Source organism: Roseobacter cerffii, assembly GCF_054226325.1.
Genome location: NZ_CM135757.1, coordinates 501,840 through 523,510 on the forward strand (window position 1 = coordinate 501,840; position 21,671 = coordinate 523,510).

Genomic DNA, 21,671 nt, shown 5'->3' on the forward strand with positions numbered 1-21,671 from the left:
GATGAGCAAGGTGATCAAGGGTGGTCAGGTCTGCACGGCGGATCGGACCTGGACAGCGGACGTGCTGATCGAGGGCGAGACGATCAATCAGATCGGCGAGGACCTCAAGGGTGATGAGTATATCGACGCGGAGGGCGCCTATGTGATCCCGGGCGGGATCGACCCGCACACGCATCTGGAGATGCCGTTCATGGGCACGACCGCCGCCGAGACCTTCGAGTCCGGCACTTGGGCCGCGGCGGTGGGGGGCACCACGATGGTGGTGGATTTCTGCTTGCCCGGTGAAGACGGCTCGATCAAGAACGCGATCAACGAATGGCACCGCAAGTCTGCGCCGCAGATCTGTTCGGATGTGGGCTATCACATGGCCATCACCGGGTGGAACGAGAGTGTCTTCAACGAGATGAAAGACGCCGTCGACATGGGCGTGAACTCCTTCAAGCACTTCATGGCTTATAAGGGCGCGCTGATGGTGGAGGACGACGAGATGTTCGCCTCCTTCCAGCGTTGTGCCGAGCTGGGTGCCTTGCCGATGGTGCATGCGGAGAACGGCGATGTGGTTGCCGCACTGCAGGAGAAGTATTTCAACGAAGGCATCACGGGGCCCGAGGGCCATGCCTATTCGCGCCCACCCGAGGTGGAGGGCGAGGCCGCGAACCGCGCGATCATGATCGCGGACGCGGCGAATGTGCCACTCTACATCGTGCATGTGTCCTGTGAGCAGGCGCATGAGGCGATCCGGCGCGCGCGGCAGAAGGGCATGAGGGTCTATGGCGAGCCGCTGGTACAATTCCTGACGCTGGATGAGAGCGAGTATTTCAACAAGGATTGGGATCACGCGGCGCGGCGGGTGATGTCGCCGCCCTTCCGGTCGAAAGACCATCAAGACTCGCTCTGGGCCGGGCTGCAGGCGGGGTCCTTGCAGGTGGTGGCGACGGACCATGCGGCCTTCAACACCGAGCAGAAGCGGGCGGGGCGGAACGATTTCCGGATTATTCCGAATGGGTCAAATGGGTTGGAGGAACGCCTCGCCGTGCTCTGGACCGAAGGGGTGGAAACGGGACGGCTGACGCCCAATGAGTTCGTCGCCTGCACTTCGACCAATGTGGCGAAGATCCTGAACATCTACCCGCGCAAGGGAGCAATTGTGGAAGGGGCGGATGCCGATATCGTGGTGTGGGATCCGAAGATCACCAAGACGATTTCACCGTCGAACCACCACTCGGTGCTGGATTACAACGTGTTTGAAGGCTTCGAGGTGACGGCGCAGAGCCGCTATACGCTGAACCGCGGCGAGGTGATCTGGGCCTGGGGGCAGAATTCGCAGCCGAACCCGGGGCGCGGGCGGTTCATTCCGCGGCCAGCCTTCCCGAGCGCGCACACAGCGCTCAGCAAGTGGAAGGCGCTGACCGCGCCCAAGATGATCGAGCGCGATCCGATGAACATACCGGCGGGGATTTGATGGCTCCAGACGTTTTGCGCGTGCCAGGCGACGCGCCAGGGCGGTGCAGCGCCGTCAGGGCCAATGGGCTTGCCTTCGTCGTGGCGAATGATCCCGACTGTTTCCCGGAGATCCGGCAGCAGACCGCCGGATGCCTGCGGGAGTTGGAACGTTTGCTGGTGGACGTCGGCAGCGGCAAAGACCGAATCCTTCAGGCAACCGTTTACCTTGCCGACGTTTTGGACAAGCCCAAACTGGACGCCGAATGGGTGCCATGGATCGGACCGGAAGAGAACTGGCCGCAACGGGCGTGCGTGGGGGCTGCGCTCGATCCGGGGTATCTGGTCGAAATTGTTGCGATCGCGGACGCCGCATGAGTGTGATTTCGGCACAGGGTCTTGATCTGACCTTTCAGACGAATGACGGGCCGGTGCACGCGCTGAAGGATGTCTCCTTGCAGATCGGCAAGGGCGAGTTTGTCAGTTTCATCGGGCCTTCGGGCTGTGGGAAGACGACGTTTTTGCGCTGTATGGCGGATCTGGAGCACCCGACGGGGGGCGAGATCACCGTGAACGGCGTGAGCCCTGAGGAGGCGCGAACCGCGCGCGCCTATGGGTACGTGTTCCAGGCCGCGGGGCTTTATCCGTGGCGGACGATTGGCGGGAACATCCGGCTGCCGCTGGAGATCATGGGGTATTCGAAATCGGATCAGGCGGAGCGGGTCGCGCGGGTGCTGGAGCTGGTGGAGTTGTCGGGCTTTGAGAAGAAGTATCCCTGGCAGCTCTCGGGAGGTATGCAGCAGCGCGCGTCGATTGCGCGGGCACTGGCGTTTGATGCCGACATCCTGCTCATGGACGAGCCCTTTGGGGCGCTGGATGAGATTGTGCGGGATCATTTGAATGAGCAGCTTTTGCACCTTTGGGCGCGGACGGAGAAGACCATTGCCTTTGTGACGCACTCGATCCCGGAGGCGGTGTATCTCAGCACCAAAATTGTGGTGATGTCGCCGCGGCCGGGGCGGATCACCGATGTGATTGAAAGCCCGCTGCCGAGGGAGCGGCCCTTGGACATTCGTGATAGCCCTGAGTTTCTGGAAGTGGCGCATCGGGTCCGGGATGGGTTGCGGGCGGGGCATATAGATGACTGAGGTGCGCGCTGGTGGAGAGCGGCCCTCCGGGGGGAGTTTTTTCGGAAGGGTGAAGCTGGACGGGGCGCCGGTGATCTGGCGGCTTGTCCTTTTTGTGTTTACGGTGCTCGGTTCATTGGCAGGTCTCGTTTTCCTTGTCGGGTTGAGCGACTATAGGGTTCGAGGGTGCGTCGAGATGTCGGCAAACCAATGCTCAGATGCAGTTCGCACAACGCGGATGATGGGGGCGATGTCCGCGGTCGCTGTCTTTGCAGCCTTCTGGCTTTGGCCGAGGGGCAAGACCCGTGCGTAGTTTGGTGCCTGTTCTGACTGTCGTCGCCGCCATATTTGCGATCTGGTATCTCGCGGCGATCTGGCTGAATGCGGCCTGGGCCTATGACAAGGCGACGCGCTCGGGCGAGGAGTTGGGCGTTGTGGCGCTGGTGGCGGACACCTGGAGCCAGGAGAAGCCGAAGTTGCCTGCGCCGCATCAGGTGGGCGTGGAAATCTGGGACACGACGGTTGAGAAGAAGATCACCTCGAAGCGGTCGCTGATTTATCATTCCTGGATCACGTTGAGTGCCACGCTGTTGGGGTTTGCGCTGGGGACGGGGCTCGGGATCGCGTTGGCGGTGGGGATTGTCTATAACCGGACGATGGATATGTCGGTGATGCCCTGGGTGATCGCCAGTCAGACCATCCCGATCCTCGCGATTGCGCCGATGATCATCGTGGTGCTGAACGCCGTGGGAATCTCCGGGCTGCTGCCCAAGGCGATGATTTCGATGTATTTGTCGTTCTTTCCGGTTGTCGTTGGCATGGTGAAGGGGTTGCGCAGCCCGGATGCGATGCAGCTCGATCAGATGCGCACGTGGAATGCCTCGCCCAGCCAGATGTTCTGGCGGCTGCGGTTGCCCTCGTCGATGCCGTACCTCTTCACGTCCTTGAAGATCGGGATGGCGGCCTCGCTGGTGGGGGCCATTGTTGGTGAGCTGCCGACGGGGGCCGTGGCGGGTCTGGGCGCGCGGCTGTTGGCGGGCAGCTACTACGGGCAAACGATCCAGATCTGGTCGGCTTTGATCATGGCGGCGGTCTTGGCTGCGGCGCTGGTGGCGCTCATCGGGCTGATGCAACGGGTGACGCTCAGGCGGATGGGCATGGCATGATCTGGCTGGTCTTTGCATTCGGCGCCTGGGCCTTGGGGTGGTGGGTGAACGCCTGGCTGGCCGCCCGGCCCCGCACGCGTGTGACCGGATTGGCGGTGCCGATCATCTTCGGGATCACCCTGATCGCGATCTGGGAGGGGCTGGTGCGGGGGCTGGAGATCAGCCCGGTGCTGCTGCCCGCGCCTTCGATGATCGCGGCGCGGTTTGTGGCCTCGACCGATATCCTCTGGGAGGATTTCGTTCAGACGGTGATCAAGGGGGCGCTGAGCGGTTATGTACTGGGCTGCGGCTCGGCCTTCCTGGTGGCTATCCTGGTGGATCGGTTCGACTTTCTGCGCCGGGGGCTCTTGCCGGTGGGCAACTTCGTGGCCGCCCTGCCGGTGATCGGCATGGCGCCGATCCTCGTGATGTGGTTCGGGTTTGACTGGCAGTCGAAGGCCGCGGTGGTGGTCGTGATGGTGTTCTTCCCGATGCTGGTGAACACGGTGCAGGGGCTCGCCGACAGCTCGGCGATGCAGCGGGATCTGATGCGCACCTATGCCGCGGGCTACTGGGCGACGCTGCTGAAACTGCGGTTGCCCGCGGCGATGCCGTTTATCTTCAATGGTTTGAAGATTGCGAGTACGTTGGCCCTCATCGGGGCAATTGTTGCCGAGTTTTTCGGCTCCCCCATCCGCGGGATGGGGTTTCGGATTTCCACATCGGTGGGACAGCTTGCGCTTGATCTGGTCTGGGCGGAAATTGTTGTCGCGGCGGTGGTGGGATCGGCGTTCTACGGGATCGTGGCGCTGGTCGAACGGGCGGTGACCTTCTGGCACCCGTCCCAGAGACACACATAAAAAGACCAAACAAGGAGAGTATGATGAAGACGATAACGACAGTGGCGGCAGGTGCCGCCTGGGCGGCATGGAGCGTGGCGGCGCAGGCCGCGGACGACGTGACCCTGCAGCTGAAATGGGTCACGCAGGCGCAGTTTGCGGGCTACTACGTGGCGCTCGACAAAGGGTTCTACGAGGAGGAAGACCTCGATGTGACCATTAACCCCGGCGGCCCGGACATCGCACCCACACAGGTGCTGGCCGGTGGCGGTGCGGATGTGACCGTGGAGTGGATGCCCGCCGCGCTGGCCGCGCGGGAGAAGGGGCTGGGGATGGTCAACATCGCGCAACCCTTCAAGTCTTCGGGCATGATGTTGACCTGCCGCAAGGATGCAGGTGTCACCAGCACGGACGATTTTGCCGGTAAGACGCTGGGCGTCTGGTTCTTCGGGAATGAGTTTCCGTTTCTCAGCTGGATGAGCAAGCTCGATATTCCGACGGACGGGTCGGACAATGGGGTCACCGTTTTGAAGCAGGGCTTCAACGTCGATCCGCTGTTGCAGGGGCAGGCGGCCTGTGTCTCGACAATGACCTATAACGAGTATTGGCAGGTCATCGACGCCGGGCTGACCCCGGAGGATCTGACCGTGTTCAAATATGAAGAGCAGGGGGTCGCCACGCTGGAAGACGGGCTCTATGTGCTGGAAGAAAACCTCGAAGACCCGGCGTTCAAGGACAAGATGGTGCGCTTTGTGCGGGCCTCGATGAAGGGCTGGAAGTATGCCGAAGAGAATCCGGATGAGGCGGCCGAAATCGTGCTCGACAATGATGCGAGCGGCGCCCAGACCGAGGATCATCAGAAGCGCATGATGGGTGAGATTGCCAAGCTGACCGCGGGCAGCAATGGCGCGCTCGATCCGGCAGACTACGAGCGGACGGTGGCCTCGCTGCTGTCGGGCGGGTCGGATCCGGTGATCACGAAGGAGCCGGAAGGGGCCTGGACCCATGACATCACCGATGCGGCGCTGAACTAGGGCGTTTCCTTTCTGGAGGCGCCTCCCGATGGAGATGTGGTAGGCGGTTTTCCACAGATTGAAGGCAAGGCCGGTTGCAGGACCGGCCTTTTTCCATGTGACAGACTGGATTTCTCAGATGCTCGCCCCATCTGGACTCGCAAGCCAAGGGAGCACCGTATCACATGAGTAACATGGAAAATCTGGAACAACAGTTGAGTGAACAAGAGCGTCAATCGCAGGTAACGGCGCAGGCCCTGTCGTCCATCAAGGCGCGGGACGTCCGGCGGGAGGCCCGTGGCTATGCGGTGATGGCGAGCTTTCTTGGATATGGCGAAGGCGCTCTGGGCGATGGCAAGTTTGGCAAGATCAGCCATGCGGCCAAGCTGTTCTGCATCGGCTTCGCATTTCTCGTGCCGAGCCTGCTGGTCTGGCAGGTTTTACTGTAGCGATCTGAAGTGTTCGCGTTCGTGTGATGATGTCCCTTGCGGGACGGCCTTCGCGTGAGCCGTGCTGCGCGATCTTGGCGTATCAGCCGCTCCGCTTTGCGAGCGTTGGGTGGCCTGCTGACGGGTAGCGCGCTCTGGACGTGGTCGAGGACGCGACGGTGATCAATGCGCGCCAGGTCAGTGCTGCGGTTATCAGCAATCCGGTCAGGCCGAGCCCCACAAGCGCGTAGAGGCCGAGAGCCGACAGAAAGCCGACATTGAAGAAGATCAACGCGGTCAGAAATGTGATAAAGCCGCAGACGCCTCCGATCAGGGTAGAAATGATTGCCATTTCGCCTCCTCCTTCACCACGGTAACAAAGATTGCGTTGATCAAATGTTAACGGCAGGGCGAAATTGGGGCGTGCGCAGGCGATTTCTGTGGTGCACGGCGCAAATTTTGCTCGAATTTGAGCTTTTTCCGATCTACGGCGCGGCCAAGATATGGATGTGCGCCAAAGCCTCACGCCTAGATATAGATGATTCGGATTGGGGTGGCCGCGGTTGTCCTTGCGGGCTCAGGGCAGGACCTGCAGCCGCGTGACCTGCGGCGGCCCACCGGGCTGCAGCGTGATGACCCCGATCTCGCCATACTCCTGTGGCGCGTCTCCGGGGGCGCCCAGTTCCTCCCAGATGGTGCGCAGGTTGCCCTTGTTGCCGATCCAGATGACCGTGCCGTCCGGGTAGGCCCGCGACATCTGCGCGCCGGCACGCTCCTTTGCGATGATGGTCACCGGCAGGTCGCGCGCTTGCGACAGGGGGGCCGCCGTTTGCAGGTTGCGCAGGATGTCCGGGCTGTAGATCGCATCGAGATCATAGGCGCTCAGCGCATCAGACAGATTTGCAGCACGCGCTTCGCCCTGGGCGTTCAGGACCTCGCCCGCGCGGTCGGCGTGGCGCACCAGGATTATCGTGGTGCGTGCATCGGGGCGGATGCCAGCGGGCGCACAGGCGGCGAGGCCTGCGGCACTGAGCAGCCCAAGACAAACCAACCGTCGATCCATCACCGAAGCCTCCTTTTCGCGAGTGCTGACACCAGTTTCGCGCCACCGCCGCGGGTGTCGCCAGAAAAAAGTTAAGGATTCGGAAAAAACATGCGTTCAGTGTGAACCCGATCACATACCCCGAGTTGAAAATGCCGCAATGTGAGGACGTGAGCCGGGGTGATGTACCTCCTCGGAAGTGGAGTAAAGATTGTGACCAGAGTACCAACATTGAATGACGACCGCCGGATTATTGTTCCGGATGTCTCCCCGGTTCCGCGCACCTCTTCCTGGCGTGCAACGGAGCGCAGCCCAGTCAGCCGTCGTCCCGGCCCGAAATGCCCCTCTTCCTGGCGTTTCACAGACTGGGCTGCTCTCTGACGACAGGGAGCGCAGCCTCTCCCCCTGCGTCTCCCTCTTCCTCTGGCGGGTCGGTGTTTCACCGGCCCGCATTTTTTGCGTCGGTCCCGCATCTGTATCGCGTCGGTAAAACGTCGGTTTCACGTCGGTGCGCAGCGCGCGGCCTGCTCAGGCGGTCTTAACCCGCCCGCGGCAGGCTGCGGCGCGAAGGAGACCGCCCCATGTCCATGACCAAGACCGAACGGCTTGCCCGCCGCCGCCTGATGTATCACCTCTGGCTGCAGGATGAGGACAGCCTGCCGCTCGATGCGATGCGCGCCGAGTTGCCCGATGCCTGGCACACGGTGGAGGCGGATATTGATTGCTATGAGCCCAAGGCGAAGCTGACGCTCTACCTCGATCAATCGGTGGCCAAGCTCTTCAAGGGCATGGGCAAGGGGTACCAGGCGCGCATCAACCGCATCCTGCAACTGTGGCTGCAGATGAAGATGGCGGGGCTGATGGAAGAAGGTACCAGCCTGATCGAACGCCGCCAGGCGCTGCTCGCTGCCGAGAAGCAAACCGGTGCGCATCCGGGCTGGGGGCCGATGGTGGATTGAGGCGCCAGATTGCGCTGGCTCTGCCTGGACGGAGGTGGCAGAACCTGCCTCGGGTAGAAGAAGGACCAGCGAGATGGGCGACATGGTGGTGAGTGGCGTGATCATGGGGGTGATCGCGACGGGGCTGATGGACCTCTGGGCGCTGCTGTTGCGCCGTGTGGCTGGGGTGCCTGCGCCCAACTGGGCCATGGTCGGGCGCTGGGTCGCGCATATGCCACGCGGGCAGCTGGCGCATGCGGATATCGGTGCCGCGGCCGAGGTGCCGGGTGAGTTGGCGGTGGGCTGGCTCTTTCACTACGCGGTGGGCGTGGCCTATGGCGTGGCGCTGGCGCTGATCATGGGGCCCGCGTGGCTGGCGGCGCCGAGTGTTCTTCCGGCGTGGATCTTTGCGGTGCTGACGGTGGGCTTTGGCTGGTTCGTGCTGCACCCGGGCATGGGCCTTGGCTGGGCGGCGTCGAAGACGCCTGCACCCTGGCGCGCGCGGGGGCTGAGCCTGGCGGCGCATACGGTCTTTGGCGTGGGGCTGTGGCTGGGCGCGCTGCTCTGATCAAGCGTCCAGTGTGGACGGGTGCAGTGGCCAAGAGTGCAAGGCGCGGCGCTGTGCCATGGGCCCGTGCGGCGTAGCGCATCAGGCTTTAAACCTGAGACATCCAACAGAAGCGCCGTTCCGAGGGGTGGCGCCCTCGCGCCGCCCCGTGGGGGCGGAACGGCGCGGCGCAACAGTGCCTGTTGCGCGGGTGCTCTGAGCGACCGGTTGTCTCTAAGGTTTAAAGCCTGATGCGCTAGGGCTCGCGCGTTTCGCCGTGGACCCAGGCCTTGTAATCAGCATTGGCCTCGACCGGGATGCGGATGATCGGCGGCACCTCATAGGGGTGCAGCGCGCGGATGGCGTCTTCGGCCTGTTGCGCGAGCTCCGCGCGGGTTTTCAGGAGCAGCGGGTGCTCTTCCTCCTGTTCGAGCTTGGCCTGCCAGCGATAGCTGCTCTGAATCGGCGCGTAGCGGTTGGCGCAGGCGACGAGGCGCTGCGCGATCAGGGCCGCGCTGATGGCATCGGCAGATTCAACCGTAGGGCAGTTGACCCAGATATCGATGATCGGCAGGCTGGTCATATTGAATGATTAAAGCATTGAAAGGGAGTCATTTCATGAAAAATCGCTTTATGGCGACGGTTCTGTCGTCTGCGTGCGCTGCAATTTGTGCGACGGCGCTGGCCGCGGACCCGATCACGGATGCCATTTCCGGCAAGACGGTGAAAGACCCGCAGGGCAGCACGATCAAGTTTGCCAAGAACGGACGGCTGACCGGGAAGGTGGGGCCGAAGCAGAACGTGGCGCTCGAGGGCGCCTGGACCATCCGCGACGGCAAGTTCTGCCGGACGCTGCAGAAGCCCGAGCGCATCGCTGGGACGGCGTGTCAGGACATCACGGTGCACGGCGACGGGACAGTGACGATTGTCGGCACGAATGGGCCGGTGGTCTGGACGATCCAGTAGGATGATCGAGACCCAAGGGCAGTTGAGCTAATCACCGCACAGACGCCCCCGCGTTTGTACCGCCCCCGACCAGAGCGATTGCTGTGCAATCGCGGAGCCGACAGTTCATTGCACAGCAATGAATGAGAGGCGCCCCCTTTCGAAGCATTGGGGCTGATCACCGCGGAAACGCCCCGCGTTTTCGCCGCCCCCGACCGCCCCGTCACGCCGAAGGCGTGCCGTTAAAAGCTGGCGCACCTTTGGTGCGACGGCGGGGGCGACTGCGTCACCCCCGGGGCTATCGCCCTCTCCGGCCTCAAACTATCCACTGGACAGTTTGCAAGACGGCCTCCGACCCGCGGTCGGTGGCTTACAATCTGCAATACTCCTTGTGAGGATTCCGAAGCAGGGCAATTAAGCTCTTCGTTTCTTGGTCTGACGTTACATCGTCAAGGTTCTGAATTAGCTTTAAGCCCGCGTCGACGATCAAGCCGTTTCGCTTGGCAAAAAATCGAGGAGCCAATTCTCGCAAGTATCGCCCTTCGGTCAAGCAGTGCATTTTTTCATCTCGCCTAAGAAGGCAAAACAATGCGTGGGCACCGATGTCGGAAACCCACATACATGGCTCGTCTCTCTTCTTAATGGTCGTAATCGAAAACCGATCAATGTTTCTCAGCAACCGAGCATTGGAGTTTAACGGAGTCGCCTGAATTCGTTCAATGTAAAAGAGCAGTGAGCTGTATTGTTGCTCCCGAGCTTCAAAAACGATGCGAACGTTTTCTTTAGGGACTGAGTAAGCGCCAAGTAGCGCGCCAACTCTTTCGAGTAAGTAATGTGTGACTTTGTTGTAAAAGTGCGTTGGTGTCTGCTTTGCTGCGGCCAGGTAGTTTCCAAGGGTCAATTTGTTGGAAATTACACCCACCATCGCGACTGGTAGTTCAGAAATCACCTTGCAGGCGTGGACTTTGTCGAAGTGTCCAAGGTGTTTGGCATGTTTTCTCTTGGACGAGTTCCAAGGAAAACTAGAATAGGCGTCTTCAATCAGGCCACGGTTGTCTTCTCGAAACAAAGTGGCGCACATTGTAAAATATTGTGATGGTCCAAAACTTGGATCGGCTTGTACGCCGTTGACACCGGGATCACCAGATTCGTCAATTACTACCGTAAACACATTAGGTGTTTAGCAAACTCAACGGGGTGCTTCTACGCGCGTTTGCTACGCAAACACGCCTTCACGCACTCCTTGAGCGCAAACGTAGACAGAAAAACTCAGTTCTACCGAACGAATTTCTTGTGCTTCAACCGCTTTGGCTCCAGCGCATCTGCGCCTAGTCGCCGCTTCTTATCTTCCTCGTAATCCTCGAAGTTGCCTTCGAACCATTCCACGTGGGCTTCGCCTTCGAAGGCCAGGATGTGGGTGCATATGCGGTCGAGGAAGAAGCGGTCGTGGCTGATGACCACGGCGCAGCCTGCGAAATCGACGAGGGCGTCTTCGAGGGCGCGGAGGGTTTCGACGTCGAGGTCGTTGGTGGGTTCGTCGAGCAGCAGCACGTTGCCGCCGGATTTCAGCAGGCGCGCCATGTGGACGCGGTTGCGCTCGCCGCCTGAGAGCAGGCCCACTTTCTTCTGCTGGTCGCCGCCCTTGAAGTTGAAGGAGGAGCAATAGGCGCGGGAGTTCACCTCGGCGTCGCCGAGCTGGATGAGTTCGGCGCCGCCCGAGATGGCCTCCCACACGGTCTCGTCGGCGCCGAGGTCGTCGCGGGACTGGTCGACGTAGGCGAGATCAACCGTGTCGCCGATCTCGATGGCACCGGCGTCGGGCTGTTCCTGCCCGGTGAGCATCTTGAAGAGCGTGGATTTACCGGCACCGTTGGGGCCGATCACGCCGACGATGCCACCCGGGGGCAGGGAGAAGTCGAGCCCTTCGACCAAAAGCTTGTCGCCCATGGCCTTTTGCAACCCGGAGACGTCGATGACCTTGCTGCCCAGACGTTGGCCGGTGGGGATGACGATCTGCGCGCGGGAGAGCTTTTCGCGCTCGGACTGATCGGCGAGCTCGTTGTAGGCGTTGATGCGGGCCTTGGACTTGGCCTGCCGGGCCTTGGCGCCCTGGCGCATCCATTCGAGCTCGCGTTCGAGGGTCTTCTGGCGGGACTTGTCCTCGCGCGCTTCCTGCTCCAGCCGCTTGGCCTTCTGTTCGAGCCAGGCGGAGTAGTTGCCTTCATACGGGATGCCGCGGCCGCGGTCGAGTTCGAGGATCCAGCCGGTGATGTCATCTAGGAAGTAACGGTCGTGGGTGACGATCAGGATCGTGCCCTTGTAGTCGATGAGGTGCTGTTGCAGCCAGGCGATGGTCTCGGCGTCGAGGTGGTTGGTCGGTTCGTCGAGGAGCAGCATGTCGGGCGCTTCGAGCAGCAGTTTGCAGAGCGCGACGCGGCGCGCCTCACCGCCCGAGAGCTTGGTCACATCGGCGTCATCGGGCGGGCAGCGCAGGGCCTCCATGGAGACGTCGATTTGGCTGTCCAGATCCCAGAGGTTCTGGGCGTCGATGTCGTCCTGCAGCTTGGCCATCTCATCCGCGGTCTCGTCGGAGTAGTTCATCGCCAGCTCGTTGTAGCGGTCGAGGATCGCCTTCTTGTCGGCGACGGCGAGCATGACGTTTTCGCGCACGGAGAGGTTCGGGTCGAGTTTCGGCTCCTGCGGCAGGTAACCAACGGTGGCACCCTCGGCGGACCAGGCCTCGCCCTGAAACTCGGTGTCGAGGCCCGCCATGATCTTCATCAGCGTGGATTTACCTGCGCCGTTCACGCCCACAACGCCGATCTTCACGCCGGGCAGGAAGTTCAGGTTGATGTTCTCAAAACACTTCTTGCCGCCGGGGTAGGTCTTGGAGACGCCGGACATGTGATAGACGTATTGATAGGCGGCCATGGGATGCTCCGAGTTGGTGGTGAGATCGTTTTCGGAGTGATAACGAAGCGGCCCGGCAGGGGCAATGCGTGACGCGGCTGTGCGGGGCGTCGGGCGTGGCCCGGCTTTGCGTTATGTGACCGTGCGATGCCGCTTTTTCATGTGCGCGACATGGCGCCGAGCTGTGGCTTAAGACCCTCGCAAGTGGTACTATCTCATCATACATCATCACTGTGGAGCAGCATCAGGTGGAGCCGGTATGAGCAGACTGGGCGGATGCACGATTCTCGTCGCCGAGGATGAGGGGCTGATTGCGCTCAATCTGGAGATGTCGCTGCGGGAGGCGGGCGCAGATGTGCGCGTGGTCAGCACCGTGGGGGACGCGGTTGCGGCGGTCAGCAGCGGCATCGATGCCGCCCTGCTCGACGTCTCGCTGGCGGATGGCGATGTGTTCCCGGCAGCCGATGTGCTGGCCGAGCGAGCCCTGCCGATGGTCTTTCATTCCGGTCATGCCGAGGAGGCCGATCTGCTGGCGCGCTATCCGGAGGCGCGGGCGCTGCCCAAGCCTGCGCATGACCACCTGTTGTTGGCGACGTTGGAAGAGGTGTTGCGATGATGTCGGTTCTGGACGGACAAATGCTGCGCGGCGAAGTGCGGCGCGCCCAGCTGATGGCGCTGCCGCCGGAGGTGTTGTTCAACCAGGCGGCGCTGGCACTGGATGCCGGTGACATGGGCGCCTTTGAGTGGAACTCCACAACCGATCACCTGGCTGGTGATGCGAATTTCTGCGGGCTCTGGGGAGTGGACCCCGACGCAGACCTCACCGGTGAGGTGGTGTTTGCCCGGGTGCACCCCGATGATCTGGGTGTGCTGCGGGCCGAGATCGCCCGGTCGATGGAGACCGGCGAGGATTACAAGGCCGAATTCCGGGTCCAGGTGGCTGATGGCGAGATGCGCTGGCTGGGTGCGCGCGGCATGGTGACGAAACGCGACGCGCAGGGCGCGCCCGTGGTGCTGACGGGCTTGAACTGGGACATCTCGGAGACCAAGGCGCTGCAACACCGGCTGGAACATCTTGCGCGCGAGATGAACCACCGGGTGAACAACTCCTTTGCGGTGATCGAGTCGCTGTTGTCGCTGGGTGCGCGCACCTCGCCGGATGTGGCCAGCTTTTCCAGCATGATGAAGAACCAGATCCACGCGCTGGCGGATGCGCACCGCCTGCTGGCCGATCACGCGCTGCATGACATGGGCGCGGCCACCGGGTCGGATGAGGTCAATTTGCAGAAGCTGGCGACAACGGCGCTGAGCGCGTGGTCGCAAGGTGCGCATGGCGACCGGCTCGAGATCGATGTGGACGCGGCGCTGCATCTGACGCCGCGCAAGGTCTCGGGGCTGGCGATGCTGATCTATGAGCTGGCGACCAATGCCACCAAATACGGTCCGCTGGGCACGGCGCCTGGGCATCTGCGCTTTGCGATGACCGCCGAGGCCGAGGGCAGGTGCCGGCTCTTCTGGCGCGAGACGCTGGAGGCGCCGCGAGCCACGGCGGCAGATGTGGACGACGATGCGGCGGCCTCCTCCTCCACCGGCTTCGGAACGATGCTGATCAGGCATTGCCTGGACCTGCTGGACGCTAAGGTGGAAGAGCGCAGCATCACTGCGGACGGGTTCACATTCGCGGTCCTCTTTCCGCTGCGCTGAGCCCTGCGGTCGGGGCGGCATTCTCCGCCGGTCACGGACAGTGTGATTTGATTTTTGGCCCACCCATGTTAGCGCTGGACCGGTGAGGTCAGCAGGGGGTGGTGGCATGCGGATCATGACGGCGTTGGCGGCTCTGACACTGCTGCTGGCAGGCTGCGCGGTGCGCGAAGTGATGCTGGCGCCGCCGCCGAACCTGTATCTGGAAGGCCGGAACTATCCCGCCGCCGAGGTGCCCGAGGTGCTGCGCAACGTGGCGCCGCTGATGTTTTACGTGACCGACCGCGCACCGGAGGAAACCGAGGGGCGGCTGCTTTATGGCCCCGAGCGGTCGAACTCCATGGCGCTGGGCGCTGTGCAGGTGCAGTTCGGTGCGGCGGATTGGGACGACCTGGTGGCGCGCACCTCGATTGACGGCAACCGGCGGATTTCGCAGCTCGACGTGCAGGAGGCGGCGGAGCTGGTGCGCTTTGTCGACGTGCCGCTGGCCACCCGGCGGCAGGACGGGCAGCTGTCGTTCCAGCCGGATGCGCTGGCCGCCTACGAGGCGAGCGGGCGGGCGTTTCAGGATGCGATCCGGGCCGAGATCGCCCGCACGGGCAACCGGCGGGTGCTGATCTTCACTCATGGGGTGCGCAATGATTTCGACCGGGCGATGGCGACGCTGGCCAACCTGTGGCATTACGAGGGGCGCGACAGCATCCCCATTGCCTTCACCTGGCCTGCGGGGAATTCCGGGCTCCTGAGCTATTTCCGTGACCGCGAGGCGGGGGATTTCAGCGTCTATCACGCCAAGGAGTTCCTGCGGCTGCTGGCCGAGATCCCCGAGCTGGAGGATATCGACATCGTGGCGCATTCGCGCGGCACGGATGTGATGTCGACGGCGATCCGCGAGCTGGTGATCTATCATCGCGGGCGCGGGGTGCATCCGAAGACGGCGATGAAGGGCGGCACGCTGATCCTGGCCGCCGCTGATCTGGACATCGGCGTGGTGGAGCAGCGGCTGCAGACCGAGCGGGTGTCGGAAGCCTTTGAGCAGATCAACGTCTATGTGAACCCCAATGACAGCGCGCTGCGGCTGTCCTCGATCCTGACGAATGTGCCGCGGCTGGGCTCGATCACGCCGGAGGAGGTGGTTGTCGAGGATATCGAGCGGTTGCGGACCTCGGAGCTGGTGCATTTCATCCGGGTCGAGCAGGTGCGCGGGCGCGGTCACGCCTATTTCCGGGACAACCCGGCGGTGTTGTCGGACATCGTGCTGGCGCTCCGGACGCGGGCCTTTCCCGGCGGCACGCTGCGCCCGCTGGAGCTGGGCGAGGACGGATTCTGGCAGCTGCATCCGAACTATCCGCTGGAGCGGTTGCCGGATCTGTTGCGGGTTGAGGGCAGCGATCGCTGAGGGCGCCCGTGGCGCTGCCGTGAGATCTCGGGCCTGTTTGGGTTCTCGTCACGACCTGGACCTGAGTGCTGGAACCAACCGGTCGTGAATTATGCGACGAATGGATGGAAGAGCCCATACCTACCAAGCTGACACGATGCAGCGAACGTCGGCTTGCGGGAAACCGGTCTAGAAATTTCCGCTGATTTCGATAGGGTCCCACTATGAGTGACTGGCCTGTGTATTCCCGCAAGCAATGGATCAAAGCTGTTAATCTGTCCGCTTTGCTGGGTTACGTAGCAGTGGTTGGGGTGCCCTCTATACTCAGCGCAAATCCCGGCGGCATTATTGGTGGAGCAATTCTGGGTGTTCCGTTTGCCTTGTTGTGTTGCTGGGTAGTAGGCGCGCCAATCCTTAAGCGGGTCATGCAAGAGGAAATCAGTTGGATTTCAGCAGCTTGTTGGGGTGCAGCAATAGCTGCGGTTTTGGCGGCGATGAGTATCGCAATAGGTCGCTACTCCGGTTGGCGGCAATCAAATAACCCCAATTTTAACTCAGTTGTTGGTGGCGGTGACTATGTCAGGTCAATCGATGGAATTTTAACGCCATATGGCTGGCAGGTGTTGGCGCAAAGTACACTACTCTTCATCGCAACTGGAGCGGTTATAGCAGTTATCGTTAAGTGGTTGATCGGACAGCCTGCTGCGTTCAAGACCGATTAGATTTGAAGGTAACTGACATCTGCCTTGTAAGTTAAACGGCTGCTAAGTCCGCAGAGACGCCATTGACAAGCGCGCGTGCGGGTCTTTCAAGGGTGCGATGAGACAGCGCAAGGCAAGGCACTGATGGCGCAGGGATTTCCCATGGCACGGGCCGGTGAGGTGATCGGCCTTTTGGGCGGGTCGTTCGATCCGGCGCACGCGGGGCATGTGCATATCACCCGCGAGGCGCTCAAGCGCTTTGGGCTCACGCGCGTCTGGTGGCTGGTGAGCCCGGGCAACCCGATCAAGCCGCATGGGCCTGCGCCGCTGGCCACGCGCATGGCCCGCGCCCGCGCGCTGATGCAGCACCCGCGGGTGGAGGTCACCGACATCGAGGCGCATCTGGGCACGCGGTACACGGCAGAGACGCTGCGACGGCTGACCGCGCGCTATCCCGGCGTGCGCTTTGTTTGGCTCATGGGCGCGGACAACCTCGCGCAGTTCCACCGATGGCAGGACTGGCGCGGGATCATGGCGCGGGTGCCGGTGGGCGTTGTCGCCCGCCCCGGCGACCGCATCTCCGCCCGCATGAGCCCGGCGGCAAAGGTCTTTGCCGAGGCGCGTATCGCCGGGCGCGCCTCGCATCTGCTGGGCCGGGCCGAAGCGCCTGCGTGGTGCTTTGTGAACGTGCCGATGGTGGCGCAATCCTCCAGCGCGATCCGGGCGGCCGGCGGGTGGCAGCCATGACGCGCCGGGCCTCACGGAATTTTAAACTCTCCCGCCTAGCCTCGCGGTTGTTTCCGCCCGCATGCTGAGGTTTAGTCACCCCATGAGCAAACGATCCCTGCCGTCTCTCTCGCGCCGCGGCTTTCTCGCCGGAGCGCTGGCCAGCGTGGCGCTGCCCGCCGTGGCCGAGGCGCCTGCCGTGTCGCTGCGCCCGCGGCTGCGTGATCTGCAGCGCGCCAAGAGTTCCGGGCTCGACCGGATGCTGCGCGAGGCCGGTGTCAGCGGGCAGGTGGTCTTCGCGGTCGCCGATGCGGAGACGGGCGAAGTGCTGGAAGGGCGGCGCACCCGCGTGGGGCTGGCGCCCGCCAGCGTGACCAAGGCGATCACGGCGCTTTATGCGCTCGATGTGCTGGGCGCCGAGCACCGCTTCGTGACCGAGGTGGCCGCAGAGGGCGAGATCAAGGACGGCGTGCTGACCGGTGATCTGGTGTTGGTGGGTGGCTGTGATCCGACGCTGGACACCCGCGCGCTGGCGGGTCTTGCCGCTCAGCTGAAAGAGGCGGGGCTGCGCGAGGTGCGCGGGCGCTTCCTGGTCTTTGAGAACGAGCTGCGCCCACTGCATTCGATCGACCCGGGCCAGCCGGATCACTTGGGCTATAGCCCGGCGGTGTCGGGCATCGCGCTGAACTACAACCGCGTGCATTTCGAGTGGAAGCGCGCGGCGGCGAAGACCTACAAGGTCACCATGGACGCGCGCACCGCCGGGTACCGCCCCGAGGTGACGATGGCGAAGATGAAAGTCGTGGACCGGTCGCTGCCCGTCTACACCTATGAGGCGGCCGAGACGCACGACCAGTGGACGGTGGCGCGCGGGGCGCTGGGCCAGGAGGGTGCGCGCTGGCTGCCGGTGCGGCGCCCGGGCCTCTATGCGGGCGATGTCTTTGCCACGCTCGCGCGGTCGCATGGGATCGTGCTGAAGACGCCGGAGCTGGTCGAGACACGACCACGGGGCACGCGGGTGGGCGCGGTCAAAAGCCCGCCGCTGCGCGAGATCCTGCATGGCATGTTGAAGTATTCCAACAACCTGACAGCGGAAATGGTGGGACAGGCGGCGACGCGGGCGCGGGCCGGGCGCCCGCATACGCTGGCGGCCTCTGCCCGGCAGATGAACCTCTGGGCGATGGAGGCGCTGGGCATGGAGGGCCCGGCCTTTGTCGACCATTCGGGGCTCGGCGGGGGCAGCCGGGTGAGCGCGCAGGATATGGTGCGGGGGCTCTCTGCGGCGCATCGCGACGCGGCGCTGCGCCCGATCCTCAAGCCGGTGACCATGCGCGACGCCCAAGGCCGCCCCGTGAAGGAGCACCCCGTGAAGGTGGACGCCAAGACCGGGACGCTGAACTTCGTCTCGGGGCTGGCGGGCTATATCACGGCGCCCGGCGGGCGGCAGATGGTCTTTGCCATCTTCTGCGCTGACGAAGAGATCCGCGCGACGATCACCCGCGCCAACCGCGAGCGCCCGCAAGGTGCGCGCCCCTGGGCCAGCCGTGCGCGGCGGTTGCAGCGGGAGCTGCTGGCGCGCTGGGGGACGGTGTTTGACGGCGCGCCGGTCAGCCGGGACGCGCAGTTGTCGACCGAGCAGCTTTGAGGGCATCCACCTGATGCAGAACGGGCGACCCTGGGTGGGCCGCCCTGTCTTGAGGTGTGATGCGCGGATCAGGCCTTGCGGCGGCGCAGGACCCCGAGGCCGCCCAGACCGGCGAGCATCAGCCACATGCCAGCGGGGAGGGGCACGACGTTCACATCAGGGTTGTCGCCGCCACCGGTGTCGCCACCCGCGGAGCGCGCGGTGACGATGGTCACGCCGCATCCGGCGTTGATGCCGCTGCCTGCCAAGTTGATGGCGGTGTAGCCGGTTACGCTGTCAAAGCAGGCGTGCGAGGAGGTGCCCCAGTTCGAGAGCCCCGCATCGGTGAGCCCTTCGTTGATCGGAAAACCGCCCTGGCCCGGCCCGATGTCCACATTCTCCATTTGCAGGAAGAACGGTGCATTGCCGAGTTCATCCTTGAGGAAGCTGCCATCGGCGGTCCACCAGCCGCTGTTGTTGAGGTAGCGGTCGGTCATGGAGACGATGCCGAGGCCGGTGCCGGATGCCGCCCAGTTCACCGCGTTGATGATGAAGCCCTTTGGTCCGTTGTCGACGAGGGGGCCCGGGGAGCCATCGTAGAGGTAATGGTAATCGGCGTCCTGGCCGGAGAGGAATGTGCGGTTGCCACGTGCTGCGGCGATTTCGTCGCCGTAGCTCAGCACGCCATCCGCCGTCAGGCCGTTGCCGAAGAAGCCGTTGCTGCCGCCGCAGTTTCCACTGCCCCCCGTGTTGCAGGTCGAGCCGATGACGAGCACGTCATAGTTCGAGAAAGTAGGGTCCGAGAGCCCGTCCCAGAACGTCAGGTTCCAGTCGAGCGCGCCGTCGCCATCGGGGTCAAAGCTGCCCGCATTCGCGGCGAGCGTCGAGATGCCAGCGTTGTGAGACGCCACGCCCGATGTCCAGAGAACGTCGATCGTAACGGCCTGTGCGGTGAGCGGGAGGAGGGAAAAAACGGCAAAAGCGCCGCTGTAGAGAATGCGTTGCATAAAATGCTCCTGTTTCTGCTGCAGCTTTGCAGGGTCGAAATACGACTCTTCGCTGCCCCTCGATCATACTCCCTTTGTTCACATTTTTGTGAAAATTCTACTTTAACGCTAACATGATCAACCTAAGCGGTTGTCGGATCAGCGGGTGGTTTGACCGGTTGTCAGCCGCGCTGTCTGCGGCGCAGCAGGCCGAAACCACCCAGGGCGGCCAGCAGCATCGGCAGGGCCGCGGGCAGGGGCACGGGCTGCAGATCGAGCGCGTCGGCGAGGCTGGCCGCGGTGTAGCGTTGGCCGCCCACGCGCCAGTCGATGAAGTTCAGGAACGAGCCCGAGATCGTGTCGCCATTGGCGAGGAAAGACAGGTCCACCTGGTCGCCGGTGATCTTGAAGCTGAGGAAATCGCCCAGGCCAAGCGTGCTGAAGACCAGCCGGTTGGTGCCGGCGCCACCGTCGAAGAGCCCGTCGCCGAGCAGGCCGGAGGTCAGATCTCCGATGCGGAGGATGTCGTTGCCGCCGCCAAAGCGCACGTCGCCGAAGATCTGGCTGTCACCGAAGAGGCGCAGGCGGCTGTCGCCCTGGCCCTCGGCGAGGCGGATCGCGGTGCCGCCGCGGCCCAGCAGTGTGCCGCTGTTGACGACCCGGATTTGCGAGGTCGAGGCGGCGTCGGTTCCGATGGCGCTGGGGCCTTCGATCAGGCCGCGGTTCACGATGGTGAGCGGGCCGGGTGCGCGTTCGGGGCTGACCTCGTCGTCATAGACCTCGTCCACGTCGATGCCGCTGTTGCTGTTCTCGTCGGGGGCGGTCGAGCGGATAATGCCGGTGGCCTGGTTCACGATGCGGCCTTCGTCGACGTCGATGCCGTCGTCGCTGCCTTCGATCAGGCCCCAGTTGCGCACGCGGCCACCCGCGAATTGCACGCCGTCCTCATCCTCGATGCTCGGGTCGTTGAGCTTGATGGTGCCGTAGTTGCGCAGGGTGAAATCGCCCCGCGCTTCGACCACCTCTTCGGCGCCGATCAGCGTGCCGCGGTTGACCACGGTGGCGCCGAAGGAGCGCAGCTGCAGCGCGCGGCCCTCGGTGGAGGTGATGGTACCATTGTTGACGACGCGGGCGCCCGGCGCATCTTCCTGCGCGCGCACCGCCTGGCGGCGGGCGTCGATGGTGGCACCTGCCCGGTTGATCACGGTGAGGTCCGAGCCGTCTTCCATCACGATGCCACGGTCGCCGCTTTTGATCTGGCCGCTATTGACGACGCGCAGCCCGTCACCGTCGCCGAAGATCGCAAAGCCGCCGTCGTCGGTCTGTTCGATCAGGCCGCGGTTGCGCACGGTGGTGTCATTGCCGCTGAGCGCGATGGGGCTGATGTCTTCGTCGTCGCTGATCACGGAGGCGGGGGTGCGCACCAGGACGCGGACCCCGTCCTCGGCCGAGGACACAGGGTCGCTGTTCGGGGCGGAGCAATCGATTGTGCCCGGCAGCACCCCGCAGGTGGCGGCCTGCGCGGAGAGTGCGGTGGACAGAACCAGGGCCATGGAGGTGCCGGCAAGAAGAGATAGGCGCGTGATCATCATGAGCTTCTGAAATCCCGATCAAAACAAGTCATTTGGTGCAAATGCACGTCTGCTGCGCGCCGGAAAGGACGCGGTCCGCATCGGGCTACAGTTGGTTAATGACAGTTTTTTGACAGCAACCGTTTTTTAATGTGTCGCGCGTCGGTCAGGTCAGATGCCGCGCGCGGGCGCCGCGTTCGATGGCGGCGGCGTGCAGCCGGTCGAGGTTGAGCTCGTAGCGGATCTCTTCCAGCAGCCGCAGTTCGGCCTCGTCCAGCGTGCCATCGGCGGCGGCCACGTCACAGGCGAGCGCGTAGCCGGTCTCGAACAGCCGTTCCGGCAGGCCCTCGCGGATGAGACCGAAGAGCGCATCGAGCCCGTCTTCCTGCTCGAAGAGGTCAAAGACCGCCTGGCTCACCACCTTGAGGCGGTCATCGTCATAGCCTGCAAAGATCGGCAGCATTTGCACGGCGGACTGGATTTTCACCAGCTCGGCGGTGCGAATGTCTTCATCCGAGGCGGACACCGCCACCATGAGGGCCACGAGGCTGTCCTGGGGCGAGAAGGAATGGGGGGCGTCATCTTGCACGGGGATGGGTTCTTTCCTGAG

At 63.3% G+C, this 21,671-nt stretch carries 24 protein-coding genes; 16 read left to right on the plus strand and 8 right to left on the minus strand.

The features are described 5' to 3' along the window. Position 1 precedes the first annotated feature (1 nt). The 7 genes from hydA to ACVC7O_RS02440 all read left to right on the plus strand — a co-directional run bounded on the left by hydA (position 2) and on the right by ACVC7O_RS02440 (position 6,013). Positions 2-1,462 carry a dihydropyrimidinase gene (hydA, locus tag ACVC7O_RS02410; RefSeq protein WP_458324516.1) on the plus strand — a complete coding sequence of 487 codons (1,461 nt, stop codon included), beginning with the start codon at positions 2-4 and terminating at the stop codon, positions 1,460-1,462. Continuing rightward, the gene (locus ACVC7O_RS02415; RefSeq protein ID WP_458324517.1) at positions 1,462-1,818 is read left to right on the plus strand and encodes a Rid family hydrolase; all 357 of its coding nucleotides are present in this window, start codon (positions 1,462-1,464) and stop codon (positions 1,816-1,818) included. The genes hydA and ACVC7O_RS02415 overlap by 1 nt, the downstream gene beginning before the upstream one ends. After that, the gene (locus tag ACVC7O_RS02420; protein WP_458324518.1) at positions 1,815-2,588 is read left to right on the plus strand and encodes an ABC transporter ATP-binding protein; all 774 of its coding nucleotides are present in this window, start codon (positions 1,815-1,817) and stop codon (positions 2,586-2,588) included. Before ACVC7O_RS02415 ends, ACVC7O_RS02420 begins: the two co-directional genes overlap by 4 nt. Positions 2,589-2,872: 284 nt before the next feature. Further along, positions 2,873-3,733, plus strand: a complete 861-nt coding sequence (locus ACVC7O_RS02425) for an ABC transporter permease (protein ID WP_458324519.1) — start codon at positions 2,873-2,875, stop codon at positions 3,731-3,733. Beyond that, positions 3,730-4,572, plus strand: coding sequence for an ABC transporter permease (locus ACVC7O_RS02430; RefSeq protein WP_458324520.1), 843 nt, complete (start codon positions 3,730-3,732; stop codon positions 4,570-4,572). The genes ACVC7O_RS02425 and ACVC7O_RS02430 overlap by 4 nt, the downstream gene beginning before the upstream one ends. Before the next feature lie 23 nt (positions 4,573-4,595). Next, positions 4,596-5,585 (plus strand): ABC transporter substrate-binding protein, encoded by a 990-nt coding sequence (locus tag ACVC7O_RS02435; RefSeq protein ID WP_458324521.1) that lies wholly within the window; start codon positions 4,596-4,598, stop codon positions 5,583-5,585. Between the two features lie 164 nt (positions 5,586-5,749). Next, positions 5,750-6,013, plus strand: a complete 264-nt coding sequence (locus ACVC7O_RS02440; protein ID WP_458324522.1) for a hypothetical protein — start codon at positions 5,750-5,752, stop codon at positions 6,011-6,013. Between the two features lie 82 nt (positions 6,014-6,095). On the opposite strand, the gene ACVC7O_RS02445 is transcribed toward ACVC7O_RS02440, so the two are convergent. Together ACVC7O_RS02445 and ACVC7O_RS02450 are read right to left on the minus strand one after the other, a co-directional pair. Continuing rightward, the gene (locus tag ACVC7O_RS02445) at positions 6,096-6,344 is read right to left on the minus strand and encodes a hypothetical protein (protein WP_458324523.1); all 249 of its coding nucleotides are present in this window, start codon (positions 6,342-6,344) and stop codon (positions 6,096-6,098) included. A gap of 225 nt (positions 6,345-6,569) precedes the next feature. Continuing rightward, entirely contained in the window at positions 6,570-7,055 is a 486-nt protein-coding gene (locus tag ACVC7O_RS02450) for a histidine phosphatase family protein (RefSeq protein ID WP_458324524.1), read from the minus strand. Positions 7,056-7,615: 560 nt separating this feature from the next. On the opposite strand from ACVC7O_RS02450, the gene ACVC7O_RS02455 reads away from it, so the two are divergent. Together ACVC7O_RS02455 and ACVC7O_RS02460 are read left to right on the plus strand one after the other, a co-directional pair. Continuing rightward, entirely contained in the window at positions 7,616-7,993 is a 378-nt protein-coding gene (locus ACVC7O_RS02455) for a BrnA antitoxin family protein (RefSeq protein ID WP_458324525.1), read from the plus strand. Positions 7,994-8,066: 73 nt separating this feature from the next. Next, a complete protein-coding gene (locus ACVC7O_RS02460; protein ID WP_458324526.1) occupies positions 8,067-8,540 on the plus strand; it encodes a DUF2938 domain-containing protein in 474 nt (157 codons plus the stop codon). 235 nt (positions 8,541-8,775) lie between these two features. Here ACVC7O_RS02460 and cutA read toward each other — a convergent pair whose 3' ends face one another. Continuing rightward, on the minus strand, positions 8,776-9,102 hold the full coding sequence (gene cutA / locus ACVC7O_RS02465) for a divalent-cation tolerance protein CutA (RefSeq protein WP_458324527.1): 327 nt from the start codon (positions 9,100-9,102) through the stop codon (positions 8,776-8,778). A gap of 35 nt (positions 9,103-9,137) precedes the next feature. On the opposite strand from cutA, the gene ACVC7O_RS02470 reads away from it, so the two are divergent. Then, the gene (locus ACVC7O_RS02470; protein ID WP_458324528.1) at positions 9,138-9,485 is read left to right on the plus strand and encodes a hypothetical protein; all 348 of its coding nucleotides are present in this window, start codon (positions 9,138-9,140) and stop codon (positions 9,483-9,485) included. Positions 9,486-9,834: 349 nt separating this feature from the next. Here the strand turns inward: ACVC7O_RS02470 and ACVC7O_RS02475 are convergent, their stop codons facing one another. Further along, on the minus strand, positions 9,835-10,635 hold the full coding sequence (locus ACVC7O_RS02475) for a DUF3800 domain-containing protein (protein ID WP_458324529.1): 801 nt from the start codon (positions 10,633-10,635) through the stop codon (positions 9,835-9,837). Between the two features lie 104 nt (positions 10,636-10,739). Further along, a complete protein-coding gene (gene ettA, locus ACVC7O_RS02480) occupies positions 10,740-12,395 on the minus strand; it encodes an energy-dependent translational throttle protein EttA (RefSeq protein ID WP_458324530.1) in 1,656 nt (551 codons plus the stop codon). A 238-nt stretch (positions 12,396-12,633) separates the two neighbouring features. On the opposite strand from ettA, the gene ACVC7O_RS02485 reads away from it, so the two are divergent. The 6 genes from ACVC7O_RS02485 to dacB all read left to right on the plus strand — a co-directional run bounded on the left by ACVC7O_RS02485 (position 12,634) and on the right by dacB (position 18,525). Continuing rightward, positions 12,634-12,990: a response regulator gene (locus ACVC7O_RS02485; RefSeq protein WP_458324531.1), complete on the plus strand. Its 357-nt coding sequence runs from the start codon at positions 12,634-12,636 to the stop codon at positions 12,988-12,990. Continuing rightward, on the plus strand, positions 12,987-14,078 hold the full coding sequence (locus ACVC7O_RS02490) for a sensor histidine kinase (protein ID WP_458324532.1): 1,092 nt from the start codon (positions 12,987-12,989) through the stop codon (positions 14,076-14,078). Before ACVC7O_RS02485 ends, ACVC7O_RS02490 begins: the two co-directional genes overlap by 4 nt. Before the next feature lie 106 nt (positions 14,079-14,184). Beyond that, the gene (locus ACVC7O_RS02495; RefSeq protein ID WP_458324533.1) at positions 14,185-15,474 is read left to right on the plus strand and encodes an alpha/beta hydrolase; all 1,290 of its coding nucleotides are present in this window, start codon (positions 14,185-14,187) and stop codon (positions 15,472-15,474) included. A 203-nt stretch (positions 15,475-15,677) separates the two neighbouring features. Then, the gene (locus tag ACVC7O_RS02500) at positions 15,678-16,175 is read left to right on the plus strand and encodes a hypothetical protein (protein WP_458324534.1); all 498 of its coding nucleotides are present in this window, start codon (positions 15,678-15,680) and stop codon (positions 16,173-16,175) included. A gap of 123 nt (positions 16,176-16,298) precedes the next feature. Next, on the plus strand, positions 16,299-16,901 hold the full coding sequence (locus ACVC7O_RS02505; RefSeq protein WP_458324535.1) for a nicotinate-nucleotide adenylyltransferase: 603 nt from the start codon (positions 16,299-16,301) through the stop codon (positions 16,899-16,901). Positions 16,902-16,983: 82 nt separating this feature from the next. Further along, entirely contained in the window at positions 16,984-18,525 is a 1,542-nt protein-coding gene (gene dacB / locus ACVC7O_RS02510; protein ID WP_458324536.1) for a D-alanyl-D-alanine carboxypeptidase/D-alanyl-D-alanine endopeptidase, read from the plus strand. A 68-nt stretch (positions 18,526-18,593) separates the two neighbouring features. Here the strand turns inward: dacB and ACVC7O_RS02515 are convergent, their stop codons facing one another. The 3 genes from ACVC7O_RS02515 to ACVC7O_RS02525 form a co-directional block, all read right to left on the minus strand. Further along, positions 18,594-19,511 (minus strand): VPLPA-CTERM sorting domain-containing protein, encoded by a 918-nt coding sequence (locus ACVC7O_RS02515; RefSeq protein ID WP_458324537.1) that lies wholly within the window; start codon positions 19,509-19,511, stop codon positions 18,594-18,596. Between the two features lie 161 nt (positions 19,512-19,672). Beyond that, entirely contained in the window at positions 19,673-21,079 is a 1,407-nt protein-coding gene (locus tag ACVC7O_RS02520; protein WP_458324538.1) for a VPLPA-CTERM sorting domain-containing protein, read from the minus strand. Positions 21,080-21,227: 148 nt separating this feature from the next. Next, positions 21,228-21,596, minus strand: coding sequence for a tellurite resistance TerB family protein (locus tag ACVC7O_RS02525; RefSeq protein WP_458326021.1), 369 nt, complete (start codon positions 21,594-21,596; stop codon positions 21,228-21,230). Between the last annotated feature and the right edge of the window lie 75 nt (positions 21,597-21,671).

Bases quoted from the DNA above. Each gene is read 5' to 3' on its own strand.
- ACVC7O_RS02505 (WP_458324535.1), top strand. From the start codon at position 16,299: ATGGCGCAGGGATTTCCCATGGCACGGGCCGGTGAGGTGATCGGCCTT.
- ACVC7O_RS02520 (WP_458324538.1), bottom strand. From the start codon at position 21,079: ATGATCACGCGCCTATCTCTTCTTGCCGGCACCTCCATGGCCCTGGTT.
- ACVC7O_RS02455 (WP_458324525.1), top strand. From the start codon at position 7,616: ATGTCCATGACCAAGACCGAACGGCTTGCCCGCCGCCGCCTGATGTAT.
- ACVC7O_RS02470 (WP_458324528.1), top strand. From the start codon at position 9,138: ATGAAAAATCGCTTTATGGCGACGGTTCTGTCGTCTGCGTGCGCTGCA.
- ACVC7O_RS02435 (WP_458324521.1), top strand. From the start codon at position 4,596: ATGAAGACGATAACGACAGTGGCGGCAGGTGCCGCCTGGGCGGCATGG.
- ACVC7O_RS02420 (WP_458324518.1), top strand. From the start codon at position 1,815: ATGAGTGTGATTTCGGCACAGGGTCTTGATCTGACCTTTCAGACGAAT.
- ACVC7O_RS02500 (WP_458324534.1), top strand. From the start codon at position 15,678: ATGAGTGACTGGCCTGTGTATTCCCGCAAGCAATGGATCAAAGCTGTT.
- ACVC7O_RS02515 (WP_458324537.1), bottom strand. From the start codon at position 19,511: ATGCAACGCATTCTCTACAGCGGCGCTTTTGCCGTTTTTTCCCTCCTC.
- ACVC7O_RS02460 (WP_458324526.1), top strand. From the start codon at position 8,067: ATGGGCGACATGGTGGTGAGTGGCGTGATCATGGGGGTGATCGCGACG.
- ACVC7O_RS02440 (WP_458324522.1), top strand. From the start codon at position 5,750: ATGAGTAACATGGAAAATCTGGAACAACAGTTGAGTGAACAAGAGCGT.
- ettA (WP_458324530.1), bottom strand. From the start codon at position 12,395: ATGGCCGCCTATCAATACGTCTATCACATGTCCGGCGTCTCCAAGACC.
- hydA (WP_458324516.1), top strand. From the start codon at position 2: ATGAGCAAGGTGATCAAGGGTGGTCAGGTCTGCACGGCGGATCGGACC.
- ACVC7O_RS02450 (WP_458324524.1), bottom strand. From the start codon at position 7,055: ATGGATCGACGGTTGGTTTGTCTTGGGCTGCTCAGTGCCGCAGGCCTC.
- ACVC7O_RS02430 (WP_458324520.1), top strand. From the start codon at position 3,730: ATGATCTGGCTGGTCTTTGCATTCGGCGCCTGGGCCTTGGGGTGGTGG.
- cutA (WP_458324527.1), bottom strand. From the start codon at position 9,102: ATGACCAGCCTGCCGATCATCGATATCTGGGTCAACTGCCCTACGGTT.
- ACVC7O_RS02495 (WP_458324533.1), top strand. From the start codon at position 14,185: ATGCGGATCATGACGGCGTTGGCGGCTCTGACACTGCTGCTGGCAGGC.
- ACVC7O_RS02445 (WP_458324523.1), bottom strand. From the start codon at position 6,344: ATGGCAATCATTTCTACCCTGATCGGAGGCGTCTGCGGCTTTATCACA.
- ACVC7O_RS02485 (WP_458324531.1), top strand. From the start codon at position 12,634: ATGAGCAGACTGGGCGGATGCACGATTCTCGTCGCCGAGGATGAGGGG.
- ACVC7O_RS02490 (WP_458324532.1), top strand. From the start codon at position 12,987: ATGATGTCGGTTCTGGACGGACAAATGCTGCGCGGCGAAGTGCGGCGC.
- ACVC7O_RS02415 (WP_458324517.1), top strand. From the start codon at position 1,462: ATGGCTCCAGACGTTTTGCGCGTGCCAGGCGACGCGCCAGGGCGGTGC.
- dacB (WP_458324536.1), top strand. From the start codon at position 16,984: ATGAGCAAACGATCCCTGCCGTCTCTCTCGCGCCGCGGCTTTCTCGCC.
- ACVC7O_RS02525 (WP_458326021.1), bottom strand. From the start codon at position 21,596: ATGGTGGCGGTGTCCGCCTCGGATGAAGACATTCGCACCGCCGAGCTG.